The following is a 16455-nucleotide window of genomic DNA, read 5'->3' as shown; positions in this document are numbered from 1 at the left end:
CATTATGCGTATCGTCGTAGCTCTGGGCGGTAACGCCCTGCTCCGCCGTGGTGAGCCGATGACCGCTGACAACCAGCGCGCCAACATCCGCATCGCCACCGAGCAAATCGCCAAGATCCACCCTGGCAACCAACTGGTCATCGCCCACGGCAATGGCCCGCAAGTCGGCCTGCTGTCGTTGCAGGCAGCGGCCTACACCTCTGTCACCCCTTACCCGCTGGACGTGCTCGGCGCCGAAACCGAAGGCATGATCGGCTACATCATCGAACAGGAACTGGGCAACCTGCTGGACTTCGAAGTCCCGTTCGCCACCCTGCTCACCCAGGTCGAAGTCGACGCCAACGACCCGGCTTTCAAGAATCCGACCAAACCGATCGGCCCGGTCTACGAGAAGGCCGAAGCAGAAAAACTCGCCGCTGAAAAAGGCTGGGCCATCGCCCCGGACGGCGACAAGTTCCGCCGTGTGGTGGCCAGCCCCCGGCCGAAACGCATCTTCGAAATCCGTCCGATCAAGTGGCTGCTGGACAAGGGCAGCATCGTGATCTGCGCCGGCGGTGGCGGCATCCCGACCATGTATGGCGCTCACGGCAAGCTGCAAGGCATCGAAGCGGTGATCGACAAGGACCTGTGCTCGGCGCTGCTGGCCGAACAACTGGAGGCGGACTTGCTGGTGATCGCCACCGACGTCAACGCGGCGTACATCGACTTCAAGAAACCCACCGAGAAAGCCATCGCCCAGGCCCACCCGGACGAACTCGAACGCCTGGGCTTCGCCGCCGGCTCCATGGGGCCGAAGGTGCAGGCAGCCTGTGAATTTGCGCGCCATACTGGCAAGGTCGCGGTGATCGGTTCGCTCTCGGACATCGAAGCCATCGTCCAGGGCACCGCCGGGACGCGAGTCAGCACGGCGACACCGGGCATCACCTACCGATAAAAAGAAACTCCGGGGGCAGACCTCAGGTCTGCCCTTCTCCCATGCCTTGAAAGGAGAAAACCATGGCCCAGTTCGAACCCGGTCATTTGCATATCGAGCGGCACGCGTTGACTGACGACGACGTCAATTACAACGTGCACCTCGACTATGAAGTGTTCACCGATCCTCAGAAAGGCAAAGGGATACAGTTCACCCTGCATGGCAGCATGCAGGGCAAAGAGGTCAACGAACCGTTCTTTCTGCCCAAGGAGGAAGCCTACAACTTCGCCCGCAACGTAACGCAGATTGCCGAAAAGTACGGCATTCCCAAGAGCCACAGCCAGATCGGCTCGGTGCACAAGCATTACGACCTGATGTTTGAGGACATCCGCATGAAGTTGAATATGAAATCCGGGGATCCGGTCAATCCCGAGCATTTCGAGTAACCCCCAAAGACCCCCTCACCCTAGCCCTCTCCCAGAGGGAGAGGGGACTGATCCGGGGATATTTCAGAGTTACACCGACCTGAACCTGCTCTGCCGAATCCATAATCGACTGGTTCTTTCAGGTCGATGTCAAACCTTAGACACCTCAGTCAGCTCCCTCTCCCTCCGGGAGAGGGCTGGGGTGAGGGGTGGATTTCGAGCACGACGCCATTCTCAAGATTTCACCCCAGTCCCCCATCAAGGCATACTTGCCCCCCTCCGCACTCCAGAACCCAGAACCGCCCCATGCGTATCCACGTCAGCTTCATCGACCGCGTCGGCATCACCCAGGAAGTCCTGGCTATCCTCGGCGGGCGCAATCTCAATCTGGATGCGGTGGAAATGATCCCGCCCAACGTCTACATCGACGCCCCGACCTTGAGCCCGCAAGTGCTCGAAGAACTGAAAGATGCGCTGTTTCGCGTGCGTGGTGTAGAAGCAGTAACCGTGGTCGACATCCTCCCCGGCCAGCGTCGGCACTTGCAGCTCGACGCATTGCTCGCGGCGATGACCGACCCGGTGCTGGCACTGGACAGCGCCGGCAAGGTGCTGCTGGCCAACCCGGCACTGATCGCCCTGTACGGCCGCGAGCCGGCTGGCGAAAGCGTTTCGGAACTGTTCAACGATCCGGGCCTGCTCGAAACCCTGCTCGAACAAGGCTTCCGCCTGCCGCTGCGGGAAATCACCGTCAACGGCCAGACCCTGTTGCTGGACGCCACGCCGATCACCGACGCCGGCGCCCTGCTGACCCTGTATCAACCCAACCGCATCGGCGAACAACTCTCGGCGTTGCACCACGACCATGCCGAAGGCTTTGATGCGCTGCTCGGTGAATCGCCGCCAATCCGCACCCTCAAGGCTCGCGCCCAACGCGTCGCGGCCCTCGACGCGCCGCTGCTGATCCAGGGCGAAACCGGCACCGGCAAGGAACTGGTGGCCCGCGCCTGCCACGCCATCAGCGCCCGGCACAGTGCGCCATTCCTCGCACTGAACTGCGCGGCCCTGCCGGAGAACCTCGCCGAAAGCGAACTGTTCGGCTACGCCCCCGGCGCCTTCACCGGCGCACAACGCGGCGGCAAACCGGGGCTGATGGAGCTGGCCAACCAGGGCACGGTGTTCCTCGACGAAATCGGCGAGATGTCGCCGTACTTGCAGGCCAAACTGCTGCGCTTTCTCAACGACGGCAGCTTCCGTCGGGTTGGCGGTGACCGAGAGGTAAAGGTCAACGTGCGGATCCTCAGCGCCACCCACCGCGACCTGGAAAAAATGGTCAGCGAAGGCCTGTTCCGCGAAGACCTGTTCTACCGCCTCAACGTGCTCAACGTCGAAGTGCCGCCACTGCGTGAACGTGGTCAGGACATTCTGTTGCTGGCGCGCTATTTCATGCAGCAGGCCTGCGCGCAGATCCAGCGCCCGGTCTGCCGCCTGGCCCCGGGCACCTATCCGGCGCTGCTCGGTAACCGCTGGCCAGGCAACGTGCGGCAATTGCAGAACGTGATCTTCCGCGCCGCCGCCATTTGCGAAAGCAGCCTGGTGGACATCGGCGACCTCGACATCGCCGGCACCTCCGTGGCACGCCAGACCGACACCGATGTCGACAGCCTGGAAGAAGCGGTCGAAGCCTTCGAAAAATCGCTGCTGGAAAAGCTCTACGTCAGCTACCCCTCGACCCGCCAACTGGCCAGCCGCCTGCAGACCTCGCACACCGCAATTGCCCATCGGCTGCGCAAGTACGGCATCCCCAACAAGCCCTGAACCGAACTCGGTCAAAAATGTGGGAGCGGGCTTGCTCCCACACGGTATGTGACGGATTCGAAATCCGTTCAAAAGCGACCTCCATCTGTACTGAAAGCGCTACAGCGGAACGATATCGCTACACCCTCCTCCGATCACCGCTGTGCAAGGCTTTGATCCGGTTCAGCTTTTTTCTTCGCCTCACGCTGTAGCGATTTCGCTACAGACAGTGCACTCGCGCTCGCCCTAAAATCAATCAAACCATTGATTTATAACGATATTTTTACTTTGGCCGCGTTCTTGCTAAGTAACCGTTCATAAAATCAGGGCATTGCCGCCCGAGTATTCCACCGCGTCCACCAGACGAGTCTGGCCCCTAGGAGATTCCATGAGCGAGTTGCGTTTTACTGAAGATCACGAATGGCTGCGCGCCGAAGCCGATGGTTCTGTCACCGTTGGCATCACCGCTTTCGCGCAGAACGCCCTGGGCGACGTGGTGTTCGTGCAACTGCCTGAATTGCAGGCTTACGAGAAAGGCGCCGAAGCCGCCACCGTGGAATCGGTAAAAGCCGCCAGCGGCGTTTACATGCCACTGGACGGTGAAGTCCTGGCCACCAACCCGGCCCTGGAAGACAGCCCTGAACTGGTGAACGAAGATCCGCTGGGCGAAGGCTGGTTCTTCCGCTTCAAGCCAGCCGACGCGACCGCCGTCGCCAAGCTGCTGGATCAGGACGCCTACGACCGCCTGATCAAAGCCCAAGCCGAAGCCTGAGGAACCTGACATGACCCAAGTAAATCTCGGCACTGCCAACGAATTCATCGCCCGTCACATCGGCCCGCGCGCCGGTGACGAGCAAGCCATGCTCAACAGCCTCGGCTTCGACTCGCTCGAAGCCCTGAGCGCCAGCGTCATCCCGGAAAGCATCAAGGGCACCAGCGTGCTCGGTCTGGACGACGGCCTGAGCGAAGCCGATGCCCTGGCAATGATCAAAGGCATCGCCGGCAAGAATCAATTGTTCAAGACCTACATCGGCCAGGGTTACTACAACTGCCACACGCCGTCGCCGATCCTGCGCAACCTGCTGGAAAACCCGGCCTGGTACACCGCTTACACTCCGTACCAGCCAGAAATTTCTCAGGGCCGTCTCGAAGCGCTGCTGAACTTCCAGACCCTGATCAGCGACCTCACCGGCCTGCCGATCGCCAACGCTTCCCTGCTCGACGAAGCTACCGCCGCTGCCGAAGCCATGACCTTCTGCAAACGCCTGAGCAAGAACAAGGGCAGCCACCAGTTCTTCGCCTCGATCCACAGCCACCCGCAAACTCTTGACGTGCTGCGCACCCGTGCCGAGCCACTGGGCATCGACGTGGTGGTGGGCGATGAGCGCGAACTGACCGACGTGACGCCGTTCTTCGGCGCACTGCTGCAATACCCGGCCAGCAACGGCGATGTGTTCGACTACCGCGAACTGACCGAACGCTTCCACGCTGCCAACGCACTGGTCGCCGTGGCCGCTGACCTGCTGGCCCTGACCCTGCTGACTCCGCCGGGCGAATTCGGCGCAGACGTGGCCATCGGCAGCGCGCAACGCTTCGGCGTGCCGCTGGGCTTCGGTGGCCCGCACGCGGCTTACTTCTCCACCAAAGATGCGTTCAAGCGCGACATGCCGGGCCGTCTGGTCGGTGTTTCGGTTGACCGCTTCGGCAAGCCGGCCCTGCGTCTGGCGATGCAGACCCGCGAGCAACACATCCGCCGCGAGAAAGCCACGTCGAACATCTGCACCGCACAAGTGCTGCTGGCCAACATCGCCAGCATGTACGCCGTGTATCACGGCCCGAAAGGCCTGACCCAGATCGCCAACCGCGTGCATCACCTGACCGCGATTCTGGCCAAGGGCCTGAGCGCACTGGGCGTGAACGTCGAGCAAGCGAGCTTCTTCGACACCCTGACCCTCGCCACCGGCGCGCAAACCGCCGCGCTGCACGACAAGGCTCGCGCCCAACAGATCAACCTGCGTGTGATCGACACTCAGCGTCTGGGCCTGTCGGTCGACGAAACCACCACCCAGGCCGACATCGAAACCCTGTGGGGCCTGTTCGCCGACGGCAAGACTCTGCCGGATTTCGCTGCGCTGGCCGCTGCCGCGCAAAGCACGATTCCGGCTTCGCTGGTTCGTCAGTCGCCGATCCTCAGCCACCCGGTGTTCAACCGCTATCACTCGGAAACCGAGCTGATGCGCTACCTGCGCAAACTGGCGGACAAGGATCTGGCGCTGGATCGCACCATGATCCCGTTGGGCTCGTGCACCATGAAACTCAACGCCGCCAGCGAAATGATCCCGGTGACCTGGGCCGAATTCGGCGCCCTGCACCCGTTCGCCCCGGCCGAGCAAAGCGCCGGTTACCAGCAACTGACCGACGAACTGGAAGCGATGCTTTGCGCCGCAACCGGTTACGACTCGATCTCGCTGCAGCCGAACGCTGGTTCCCAGGGTGAGTACGCAGGTCTGCTGGCGATTCGCGCCTATCACCAGAGCCGTGGCGAAGACCGTCGCGACATCTGCCTGATCCCGTCGTCCGCCCACGGCACCAACCCGGCGACCGCCAACATGGCCGGCATGCGCGTGGTCGTGACCGCGTGCGACGCCCGTGGCAACGTGGACATCGAAGACCTGCGCGCCAAGGCCATCGAGCACCGCGAACACCTCGCGGCGCTGATGATCACCTACCCGTCGACCCACGGCGTGTTCGAAGAAGGCATCCGCGAAATCTGCGGCATCATTCATGACAACGGCGGCCAGGTGTACATCGACGGCGCCAACATGAACGCGATGGTCGGCCTCTGCGCACCGGGCAAGTTCGGCGGCGACGTCTCGCACCTGAACCTGCACAAGACTTTCTGCATTCCGCACGGCGGTGGCGGCCCGGGCGTCGGCCCGATCGGCGTGAAATCGCACCTGACCCCGTTCCTGCCGGGCCACGGCCACATGGAACGCAAGGAAGGCGCGGTCTGCGCAGCACCGTTCGGCAGCGCGAGCATTCTGCCGATCACCTGGATGTACATTCGCATGATGGGTGGCGCAGGCCTGAAGCGCGCTTCGCAACTGGCGATCCTCAATGCCAACTACATCTCCCGTCGCCTGGAAGAGCACTACCCAGTGCTGTACACCGGCAGCAACGGTCTGGTGGCGCACGAGTGCATCCTCGATCTGCGTCCCTTGAAAGACAGTAGCGGCATCAGCGTCGATGACGTCGCCAAGCGTCTGATCGACTTCGGCTTCCACGCCCCGACCATGTCGTTCCCGGTGGCCGGCACGCTGATGATCGAGCCGACCGAAAGCGAATCCAAGGAAGAACTGGACCGCTTCTGTGACGCTATGATCCGCATCCGCGAAGAAATCCGCGCGGTGGAAAACGGCACGCTGGACAAGGACGACAACCCGCTGAAGAACGCTCCGCACACCGCAGGGGAACTGGTCGGCGAGTGGACTCACCCGTACAGCCGCGAACAAGCGGTGTACCCGGTGGCGTCGTTGATCGAAGGCAAGTACTGGCCGCCGGTCGGTCGCGTCGACAACGTGTTCGGCGACCGCAACCTGGTCTGCGCCTGCCCGTCGATCGAAAGCTACGCTTAAACGAATGAGGGGCAGGTTGACCTGTCCCGATTTCAGCAACACCAAAAATCCCTGTGGGAGCTGGCTTGCCAGCGATGAGGGCGAATCAGCCTCCATCCCTGTTGCCTGACACTCCGCCATCGCTGGCAAGCCAGCTCCCACACGAAATGCATCAAGCCTGATATCCCGCCAATTCCTATAACAAGAAACCGGAGAACAACCATGTCGTTAAGCGTGTTCGACCTGTTCAAGATTGGCATCGGCCCCTCCAGCTCCCACACCGTCGGCCCGATGCGCGCAGCTGCGCGCTTCGTCGAAGGACTGCGCCGGGAAAACCTGTTGTCGGCCACCACCAGCGTCAGGGTCGAGTTGTATGGATCCCTCGGCGCCACCGGCAAGGGTCACGGCAGCGACAAGGCCGTGCTGCTGGGCCTGGAAGGTGAACACCCGGACACCGTGGATACCGAAACCGTCGCCGCCCGTCTCTCGGAGATTCGTGGCAACGGGCGTTTGAACCTGCTCGGTGAACACAGCATCGCGTTCAACGAGAAAGAACACCTGGCAATGATCCGCAAGCCGTTGGCCTATCACCCCAACGGCATGATCTTCCGTGCCTTCGATGCGGCGGGATTACAAATCCGCAGCCGCGAGTACTACTCGGTCGGCGGTGGTTTTGTGGTCGACGAAGATGCGGCCGGCGCCGACCGCATCGTCGAAGACTCCACCCCGCTGACCTTCCCGTTCAAGAGTGCCAAGGACTTGCTCGGTCATTGCGCCACCTATGGTCTGTCGATCAGTCAGGTGATGCTGGCCAACGAAAGCGCCTGGCGCCCGGAGGCGGAAACCCGTGCCGGCCTGCTGAAAATCTGGCAAGTGATGCAGGACTGTGTGGCCGCCGGCTGTCGCAACGAAGGCATTCTGCCGGGCGGTCTGAAGGTCAAGCGGCGGGCGGCGGCGTTGCACCGGCAATTGTGCAAGAACCCGGAATCGTCGCTGCGCGATCCGCTGTCGGTGCTGGACTGGGTCAACCTCTACGCCCTCGCTGTCAACGAAGAAAACGCCAACGGCGGGCGCGTGGTCACGGCACCGACCAACGGCGCGGCGGGGATCATTCCTGCGGTGCTGCATTACTACATGCGCTTCATTCCCGGCGCGAACGATGACGGCGTGGTGCGTTTCCTGCTCACCGCCGCGGCCATCGGCATTCTGTACAAGGAAAACGCCTCGATTTCCGGTGCCGAAGTCGGCTGTCAGGGCGAGGTCGGCGTGGCCTGTTCGATGGCGGCCGGCGCGTTGTGCGAAGTCCTCGGCGGCAGCGTGCAACAAGTGGAAAACGCCGCCGAAATCGGCATGGAACACAACCTCGGCCTGACCTGCGACCCGATTGGCGGACTGGTGCAAGTGCCGTGCATCGAGCGCAACGCCATGGGCTCGGTCAAGGCGATCAACGCCGTGCGCATGGCCATGCGCGGAGACGGGCAGCATTTCGTCTCCCTCGACAAGGTCATCCGCACCATGCGCCAGACCGGCGCCGACATGAAAAGCAAATACAAGGAGACCGCCCGTGGCGGTCTGGCGGTCAACATTATCGAGTGCTGATCGCGCCATAAACTCGCTCTTCCTTTGGGAGAGAACACAAAACTGGCCCCCTCTCCCTCCGGGAGAGGGTTGGTGTGAATCAAGGAGTCACGCATGTCCACCGAACAACTGTCGAAAACCCCGCTGCACGCTCTGCACCTCGAACTCGGCGCCCGCATGGTGCCGTTCGCCGGCTACGACATGCCGGTGCAATACCCGCTGGGCGTGATGAAAGAACACCAGCACACCCGTGAGCAGGCCGGGCTCTTCGATGTCTCGCACATGGGCCAGATCCGCCTGACCGGCGCCAATGCCGCCAAAGCCCTGGAAACCCTGGTGCCGGTGGACATCATCGATCTGCCGGTGGGCATGCAGCGCTACGCGATGTTCACCAACGAAACCGGCGGTATTCTCGATGACCTGATGGTCGCCAATCTCGGCAACGACGAGCTGTTCCTGGTGGTCAACGCCGCGTGCAAGGACCAGGATCTGGCCCATCTGCAAAAACACATCGGCGACCAGTGCAAGATCGAGCAACTGTTCGAAGAACGCGCCCTGCTCGCCCTGCAAGGCCCCGCCGCCGTGACCGTGCTGGCACGCCTGGCACCGGAAGTGGCGAAAATGACTTTCATGCAATTCACCCGCGTGAAGCTGCTGGGCGTTGACTGCTTTGTCAGCCGTTCGGGCTACACCGGTGAAGACGGTTTCGAAATCTCGGTTCCGGCAGCCGACGCGGAAAAACTCGCCCGCGCCCTGCTGGCCGAACCGGAAGTCGCCGCCATCGGCCTCGGCGCCCGTGACTCGCTGCGCCTGGAAGCCGGCCTGTGCCTGTACGGCCACGACATGAACACCGAGACCACCCCGATCGAAGCCAGCCTGCTGTGGGCAATCTCCAAACCTCGGCGTGCCGATGGTGCGCGCGCCGGTGGTTTCCCGGGTGCGGAGCAAGTCTTCGCTCAACAGCAAAACGGCGTGTCGCGCAAACGCGTCGGCCTGCTGCCGCAAGAGCGTACGCCGGTCCGAGAAGGTGCAGAGATCGTCAACGAAGCGGGCGAGATCATCGGCAGCGTGTGCAGTGGCGGTTTCGGCCCGACCCTGGGTGGCCCGTTGGCCATGGGTTACCTGGACAGCGCCTACGTCGCACTCGATACGCCAGTCTGGGCGATTGTTCGTGGGAAAAAGGTGCCATTGCTTGTAAGCAAAATGCCATTTGTTCCACAACGCTACTATCGCGGTTGATTGACTGTTTCTATAAGTAACGCGATTGCGTTATGCGTGCACTAATGTGTAACGCAATCGCCATAAAACAGTGCACTCTGTTTACATTCGATTCGAATATGAACTTGGCTTATAACGTTCGAAAACAATTGAACAAGCTAATCGTATAAGCCGGACTAGTGAATCGACTAAGTGCCGGCAAGGGCAGGAAAACCGGGGCCTTCGCGGGGCTTGTTTTTCCTCCCGTAGTTGGCGTAGAGTTTGTCCACTGTGTTTGCATGGGTCAGCTTGGAATCGTGACCTGGGCAGTAGCCTACAAGTTAGCTACATCCCGTTCGACGTCTTCTTACTCTCCTGCAACCAGCCCCAGTACTCTTTCATGAGGAAGAGACTGTCATCAATTTTTGCGTCAAAGGAAATAAGAAATGTCCCAACGTCAGAGCGGTACCGTCAAGTGGTTTAACGACGAGAAAGGTTTTGGTTTTATCACTCCAGAAAGCGGTCCGGATCTGTTCGTGCATTTCCGCGCCATTCAGGGCAACGGCTTCAAGAGCCTGAAAGAAGGCCAGAAAGTGACCTTCGTTGCAGTGCAAGGCCAGAAAGGCATGCAAGCTGACGAAGTCATCGCAGAAGCCTGATTTTCTGTAACGAAAAAGCCCCTGATATTGATATCAGGGGCTTTTTTGTGGGCGCAAATCCGTAAAATGGCGCTTCACTTTCCGTCCAGAGGCTGCCATGTCGAAACACCTGCTCACGCCCCAGGGCAATTTCCCCGCCGTCGGCCTGGGCCGTCGTCTGGCAGCGATGTTCTATGACTTTCTGCTGTGCACCGCCCTGCTGATCGTGACCGGAGGCGTCTACAAGATGATCCAGGCCGCGATCATCGGTGAGGAGCGTCTGCGGGTTCTGACCGACGCCGGGCAGCTGGATGGCGATCCTCTCTACTCCACGGTGCTGCTGCTGGTGCTGTTTGGTTTCTTCGCCAAGTTCTGGACTCACGCCGGGCAGACGCTGGGCATGCAGGTCTGGGGCATTCGCGTGCAGAACGCTGATGGCACTGCAATCAGCCTGTGGCAGGCGTTGCTGCGGTTCATGGTGTCGATTGCATCGTGGCTCTGCCTGGGCCTGGGGTTCTTCTGGTCACTGTTCGACAAACAGAAACGCGCCTGGCATGACATCTACTCCAACACGCAGCTCGTGCGAATTCCGAAGAAAGCCAAATAATCCTCCAGATGCAAAAACGCCCCGATCCAATCGGGGCGTTTTTGTTTGCGTCGCAAGGTCAGGCGTTGCCGGCCAGTTTCATCCGCGCGGCTTGAGTGAAGTCGAGCATGCGCTTGAGCGGGCGGATCGCTTGAGGAATGAGAGCCGGGTCGACAAAGATCTCGTTCGAACCTTCCTTCAGGCACTTGAGCGTGCGCTCAAGGGTGTTCATGGCCATCCACGGGCAATGTGCGCAACTGCGGCATGCCGCGCCGTTACCGGCGGTTGGCGCTTCGATGAAGACCTTGTCCGGGCACAGCTGCTGCATCTTGTAGAAGATGCCGCGGTCGGTAGCGACGATCAAAGTCTTGTTCGGCAGCGATTGAGCGGCGGCAATCAACTGACTGGTGGAACCGACAGCGTCCGCCAACTCGATCACCGAGGTCGGCGACTCCGGATGCACCAGAATGGCGGCGTCCGGGTACAGCGCTTTCATGTCTTCCAGCTGCTTGGACTTGAATTCCTCGTGAACGATGCAGGCACCATCCCAGAGCAGCATGTCGGCGCCGGTCTGACGCTGGATGTAGGTGCCCAGGTGCTTGTCCGGCCCCCAGATGATGGTTTCGCCGTTGTCCATCAGGCTTTCGACGATCTCCAGCGCGCAGCTCGATGTCACCACCCAGTCGGCCCGGGCTTTGACGGCGGCCGAGGTGTTGGCATACACCACCACGGTGCGCTCCGGATGTTGATCGCAGAACGCCGAGAACTCGTCCACCGGGCAACCCAGATCCAGCGAGCAGGTCGCTTCCAGGGTCGGCATCAGCACGCGCTTTTCAGGGTTGAGAATCTTCGCGGTCTCGCCCATGAATTTCACGCCGGCGACCACCACGGTCTTGGCAGGATGGGCGTTGCCGAAGCGGGCCATTTCCAGTGAATCGGAAACGCAACCGCCGGTCTCTTCGGCGAGGGCCTGGATGATCGGATCGCAATAAAAGTGGGCAACCAGCACCGCGTCCTGAGCCTTGAGCTCGGCGGCGATGGCGGAACGATAATAAGCCTCTTCCTCGGCTGTCAGCGGCTTGGGCTGCTTGGCGTCGAGGTGGGCTTGTACCAGAAGGCGTTCGGAAATCTGCGTCATGTTCGCAAGACCTGCAGGCGCATTCGCGCGAAAGTCGAGTATACACCCGGCTCCGGACCGCTTGAGGGTACCGCCGGGAGAGTGAGTATTATCAGGCACGGACAGCATTGAAGCTGCGCAAGGCTACAGAATATCCCGTTGATACAAAAGATGATTCTGACCTGCGTCACGGCAGGAAGAAACGAAGGGAGAGATGCCCGAATCACAGGCAAAAAAAAACCCGGAAATCCTCACTTTCGTGGGCCTTCCGGATTTTCTAAACCGCCAAATATGGTGGGTCGTGTGGGATTCGAACCTACGACCAATTGGTTAAAAGCCAACTGCTCTACCAACTGAGCTAACGACCCGCTGTGTGGTGGCGCGTATAATACTGATTTTTAAGGACTATTCAACACCTAATTTGAAAAAAATCAAAAATAACGTGTCGGGTCGCTGATTCCGGCCGCCGCGAAGCCTTCTGCACGCAGTCGGCAGCTGTCGCATTTACCGCAAGCACGGCCGTCATCGTCAGCCTGATAGCAGGAAACGGTCAGCCCGTAATCAACGCCAAGCTTCACGCCCGCCTGGACGATCTGCGCCTTGCTCAAGTTCTGCAGCGGTGCCTGGATGCGGAAACCATTACCTTCGACGCCAGCCTTGGTCGCCAGATTGGCCATGCGCTCGAACGACTCGATGAACTCGGGACGGCAATCCGGGTAACCGGAGTAATCCACTGCGTTGACGCCGATAAAGATGTCACGGGCGCCGAGCACTTCAGCCCAGCCGAGAGCCAGCGACAGGAATACCGTGTTGCGTGCCGGCACGTAAGTCACCGGGATGCCTTCGCCCAGCTCTTCCGGGATGTCGATGCTGGTGTCGGTCAGGGCCGAGCCGCCCATGCCGTTCAGGTTCAGGCCGATCACCTTGTGCTCGACCACACCCAGATCGCGGGCAACGCGCGCAGCGGCATGCAGTTCGGCGTGGGAACGCTGACCGTAATCGAAACTCATGGTGTAGCAGGCGTAGCCTTCAGCGCGGGCCATGGCCACCACCGTAGCCGAGTCCAGACCACCCGACAGCAGGATTACCGCACGTTTTTGGCTAGTGTTCAGTTGTTCAGTCATCTCAGCGCCCCGGCTCATCATTCCATAGATATTTATGCAGCTGCAGTTGCAGGCGCACTGGCAGGTTATCCGCCACCACCCAGTCCGCCAGATCCCGAGCGTTCAGGTCGTGGTGACTTGGGGAAAACAGCACTTCACCTGCACGTCGCTCAAGACCGTACTGGATCAGCTTCGATACCGCCCAGTCATAGTCCTCCCGCGAGCAGATGACAAACTTCACCTGATCGTTGGGCGTCAGCAGATCGATGTTCTCGTAACGGTTGCGATGGGCTTCTTTGGAGTCAGGCGTCTTCAGGTCGACCACCCTACTGACCCGTGGATCGACCGCCGAGATGTCGAGGGCGCCGCTGGTTTCCAGCGAGACTTCGTAGCCGGCATCGCACAACCGTTTGAGCAAAGGGATGGCATTGGGCTGTGCCAGCGGCTCACCGCCCGTGACACAGACGTAGCGCGGGCGAAAGCCGGCCACTTGCTCGAGGATGTCGTCGAGGGTACGGATCGTGCCACCGCTGAACGCGTAGGCGCTGTCGCAGTATTGGCAACGCAATGGGCAACCGGTCAGGCGCACAAAAACAGTGGGCAGCCCGGCAGTCCGCGTTTCCCCCTGCAACGAGTAGAAAACTTCGGTAATTCTCAATGTGTCTTGCATAGTCGCCACGGGCGTAACAGCTAAACAGGCTGTCCGCCTCCGTCAGGCACTTCAGGCAACCCCGCCAACGCGTAGATCACCAGAAGCGTGTTTCATAAAAGGGCGTGAATTCTAACGAAAAAACCCGCGACAAGCGCGGGTTTCTTCCAAACGGGTCAAAGCTGTTACATGCGTTGCAGATCGCGCTGGGCCAACTGAGCGGCGGACGTGCCCGGATATTGGGCCACCACCTGCTGCAGAATGCCTTTGACCTTGTCGGTATGACCGAGGCGACGCTCTACATCAGCCAGCTTGTACAGCGAATCCGGCACTTTGGCGTGCTTGGGATACAGCTGTGAAACCTTGGCGAAAGCCTGACCTGCACCTTGCAGATCGCCTTTGGCCAGGTTCACTTCACCCAGCCAGTACTGGGCGTTGCCCGCGTATTGGCTGTTCGGGTATTTACGCAGGAAAGCGGCAAACGCTTGGCTGGCCTTGTCGAAATCCTTGGCCTTGATCAGGTCGAAAGCTGCATCGTAATACAGCTTTTCCTTGGCCGGATCAGCCGGTTCGCCACCTGCGGCAGGTGCCTGGGCGGCCGCAGCAGCCCCGGCTCCAGCGGCGGCACCGGCAGCAGCACTTGCATCGCCACCGGCAGAAGAATTCTCGGGAGTCGCGGCAGGTGCAACGCCGGATCCTATGCGCCGATCAAGATCCTGGTATCGCTCCAGGGATTCCTGCTTCATGCGCGAAACTTGGTTCTGCAGTTCTTCGATCACGCCTTGCTGGCGCGACAGTTGATCCTGCATTTGTTGCAGTTGGTTGAACAGCATGCCTTGTGCCGAGGCAGGGGCCGAAGCCGCTCCCCCGGCATAGGCGCCGTTCGTACCGTAACCTGCAGGCGGATAACTGCTCCCGCTATTGTTATAACCGGAGTTGTCATCGACCACAGGAACCGCAGCCCACGCCGCAAGCGGCGCGAGGCTGAGAGCCAGAACAGTTACAGCACGACGGCACGTTCGCATATCGAATTACTTACGCAGTTCGACGCGACGGTTTTGAGCCCAGGACTGCTCGTCGTTGCCGGTAGCAACTGGACGCTCTTCGCCGTAGGAAACCAGTTCCAGCTGAGCTGGGGAAACACCTTGCAGTACCAGGTAGCGCTGAACGGCTTTCGCACGACGCTCGCCCAGTGCCATGTTGTACTCACGAGTACCACGTTCGTCGGTGTTGCCTTCCAGAACAACGCGAGCGCCGTTTGCTTTCAGGTCTTTGGCGTGAACGTCCAGAGCGCGCATGGCTTCTGGCTTCAGGTCCGAGCTGTCGTATTCGAAGTAGAAGGTGGTGATTGCGCGCAGAGCAGCTTCTTCGCTCAGGGAACCGTCAACTGCACCAGTGTTTGCGCCGTAACCAGCGTTTGGATCAACAGCGCCTTCACCGGCGTTGTCGCCGCCTTTGGACGAGCAACCTACAGCTACAGCCATGGCCAGAGCCAGCGCAGCAAATTTACCAAACTTCAGCATTTCCATCGTGAAACTCCTAATGAACCCCAGTGTGTTAAGTAAAACGTAAAGCGCCGCGTCAGTTCAGGTAAGGGGACCAGGACGGTTCTCTGACTTCGCCTTGAGCGGTAGGAAGCGGGAGCCTCACGCGTCCATTAATGGACACGAGCATCAAGACTCCCCGGCCCTGCTGGCGGGTGGCGTAGATTACCATGGTGCCGTTGGGCGCAACAGTAGGCGACTCGTCCAGAGTGCTATCAGTGAGGATTTTTACACTTCCGCGCTGCAAATCCTGAGCCGCCACTTTGAAATTGGTGAAACCGTCCTGACGATGGATCATCACCAGGGTCTTTTCATCCGCCGAAAGCTTCGGGTTGGCGTTGTAGTTGCCCACGAACGTCACACGCTCGGCACCGCCGCCACCAGCGCTGGTCTTGTAGATCTGCGGTTTGCCGCCACGGTCGGAGGTGAAGTAGATGGTCGAGCCATCCTTGCCCCAGTACGGTTCGGTGTTGATGCCAGGACCTGCAGTCACGCGAGTGATCTGACGCGAACCGAGGTTCATCACGTAGATGTCAGGGTTACCGTCTTTCGACAGTACGAACGCCAGGCGATTGCCGTCCGGCGACCAGGCAGGCGCGCCGTTCAGGCCTTCGAAGTTGGTGATCTGCTCGCGGCGACCGGTGTCGATGTTCTGCATGAAGATGCGCGGACGCTTCTGTTCGAACGACACGTAGGCGATACGCTTGCCGTCCGGTGCAAAACGCGGCGACAGGATCGGCTCGCGCGATTGCAGCAGGGTCACGGCGCGGGCGCCGTCATAATCCGAACGCTGCAGGGTGTAACGGGTGTTCTTCTCGGAGAAACGCTCGGCCGTGACGTACAGCAGGCGAGTCGAGAATGCACCTTTGATGCCGGTCAGTTTTTCGAACGACTGATCGGAGATGTAGTGCGCCATGTCACGCAGCTGTTCGGTGGTACCGGACACACTGCCGTCAGCCACTTTCTGTTCGGTGGCGACGTTGAACAGAGCCCACTGCACCTGCAGACGGCCGCCGGCCGGCACGATGCTGCCGACCATCATGTATTGCGCGCCCACCGCCTTCCAGTCACGGAAGATGATTTCGCTCGGCTGACTTGGCTGGCTGATCATGTTTTGCTTTGGAATCGGCGAGTAGTAGCCCGAGTTGCGCAAATCGTTACCAATGATTTCAGCCATGTCATCCGGCAGGACAGCACCGCCCTGGAAACCGAACGGCACGACGGCGATCGGCGTTGCCCGATCGCTGCCGCTGGTGACCAGAATGTTCTTTTCATCCGCCATCACGATCCCTGCCAT

The 16455-nt window shown here is 60.4% G+C and carries 15 protein-coding genes and 1 tRNA gene; 9 read left to right on the top strand and 7 right to left on the bottom strand.

Annotated features, from left to right (window positions below):
• Positions 1-4 precede the first annotated feature (4 nt).
• The 9 genes from arcC to QRN46_RS01535 all read left to right on the top strand — a co-directional run bounded on the left by arcC (position 5) and on the right by QRN46_RS01535 (position 10766).
• Positions 5-934 carry a carbamate kinase gene (gene arcC, locus QRN46_RS01575; RefSeq protein WP_064383742.1) on the top strand — a complete coding sequence of 310 codons (930 nt, stop codon included), beginning with the start codon at positions 5-7 and terminating at the stop codon, positions 932-934.
• Positions 935-996: 62 nt separating this feature from the next.
• Complete coding sequence (locus tag QRN46_RS01570; protein WP_011335628.1) at positions 997-1359, top strand: DUF5064 family protein; 363 nt, start codon at positions 997-999, stop codon at positions 1357-1359.
• Positions 1360-1644: 285 nt separating this feature from the next.
• Positions 1645-3153 carry a transcriptional regulator GcsR gene (gene gcsR, locus QRN46_RS01565; protein ID WP_039766033.1) on the top strand — a complete coding sequence of 503 codons (1509 nt, stop codon included), beginning with the start codon at positions 1645-1647 and terminating at the stop codon, positions 3151-3153.
• 367 nt (positions 3154-3520) lie between these two features.
• A complete protein-coding gene (gene gcvH / locus QRN46_RS01560; RefSeq protein ID WP_011335630.1) occupies positions 3521-3904 on the top strand; it encodes a glycine cleavage system protein GcvH in 384 nt (127 codons plus the stop codon).
• 10 nt (positions 3905-3914) lie between these two features.
• Positions 3915-6767: an aminomethyl-transferring glycine dehydrogenase gene (gene gcvP / locus QRN46_RS01555; protein WP_285354195.1), complete on the top strand. Its 2853-nt coding sequence runs from the start codon at positions 3915-3917 to the stop codon at positions 6765-6767.
• 201 nt (positions 6768-6968) lie between these two features.
• Complete coding sequence (locus QRN46_RS01550; RefSeq protein WP_285354194.1) at positions 6969-8345, top strand: L-serine ammonia-lyase; 1377 nt, start codon at positions 6969-6971, stop codon at positions 8343-8345.
• 93 nt (positions 8346-8438) lie between these two features.
• A complete protein-coding gene (gene gcvT, locus QRN46_RS01545) occupies positions 8439-9563 on the top strand; it encodes a glycine cleavage system aminomethyltransferase GcvT (protein WP_285354193.1) in 1125 nt (374 codons plus the stop codon).
• Positions 9564-9967: 404 nt separating this feature from the next.
• A complete protein-coding gene (locus QRN46_RS01540; protein ID WP_011335634.1) occupies positions 9968-10180 on the top strand; it encodes a cold-shock protein in 213 nt (70 codons plus the stop codon).
• 97 nt (positions 10181-10277) lie between these two features.
• Positions 10278-10766 carry an RDD family protein gene (locus QRN46_RS01535; protein ID WP_285354192.1) on the top strand — a complete coding sequence of 163 codons (489 nt, stop codon included), beginning with the start codon at positions 10278-10280 and terminating at the stop codon, positions 10764-10766.
• A gap of 58 nt (positions 10767-10824) precedes the next feature.
• Here the strand turns inward: QRN46_RS01535 and nadA are convergent, their stop codons facing one another.
• The 7 genes from nadA to tolB all read right to left on the bottom strand — a co-directional run bounded on the left by nadA (position 10825) and on the right by tolB (position 16455).
• On the bottom strand, positions 10825-11883 hold the full coding sequence (nadA, locus tag QRN46_RS01530) for a quinolinate synthase NadA (protein ID WP_039766022.1): 1059 nt from the start codon (positions 11881-11883) through the stop codon (positions 10825-10827).
• A 271-nt stretch (positions 11884-12154) separates the two neighbouring features.
• Positions 12155-12230 (bottom strand) — tRNA-Lys (locus tag QRN46_RS01525).
• 63 nt (positions 12231-12293) lie between these two features.
• Positions 12294-12986, bottom strand: coding sequence for a 7-cyano-7-deazaguanine synthase QueC (gene queC, locus QRN46_RS01520; RefSeq protein ID WP_011335637.1), 693 nt, complete (start codon positions 12984-12986; stop codon positions 12294-12296).
• A gap of 1 nt (position 12987) precedes the next feature.
• The gene (gene queE, locus QRN46_RS01515; protein ID WP_011335638.1) at positions 12988-13635 is read right to left on the bottom strand and encodes a 7-carboxy-7-deazaguanine synthase QueE; all 648 of its coding nucleotides are present in this window, start codon (positions 13633-13635) and stop codon (positions 12988-12990) included.
• A 164-nt stretch (positions 13636-13799) separates the two neighbouring features.
• Positions 13800-14639 carry a tol-pal system protein YbgF gene (gene ybgF, locus QRN46_RS01510; RefSeq protein WP_011335639.1) on the bottom strand — a complete coding sequence of 280 codons (840 nt, stop codon included), beginning with the start codon at positions 14637-14639 and terminating at the stop codon, positions 13800-13802.
• A gap of 6 nt (positions 14640-14645) precedes the next feature.
• Positions 14646-15143 (bottom strand): peptidoglycan-associated lipoprotein Pal, encoded by a 498-nt coding sequence (pal, locus tag QRN46_RS01505; protein WP_003178634.1) that lies wholly within the window; start codon positions 15141-15143, stop codon positions 14646-14648.
• Positions 15144-15195: 52 nt separating this feature from the next.
• The gene (gene tolB / locus QRN46_RS01500; protein ID WP_373423137.1) at positions 15196-16455 is read right to left on the bottom strand and encodes a Tol-Pal system beta propeller repeat protein TolB; all 1260 of its coding nucleotides are present in this window, start codon (positions 16453-16455) and stop codon (positions 15196-15198) included.

This window comes from Pseudomonas sp. lyk4-R2A-10 (genome assembly GCF_030209075.1).
Lineage (GTDB): Bacteria > Pseudomonadota > Gammaproteobacteria > Pseudomonadales > Pseudomonadaceae > Aquipseudomonas > Aquipseudomonas glycinae.
This window is presented reverse-complemented; position numbering and strand designations above follow the sequence as displayed.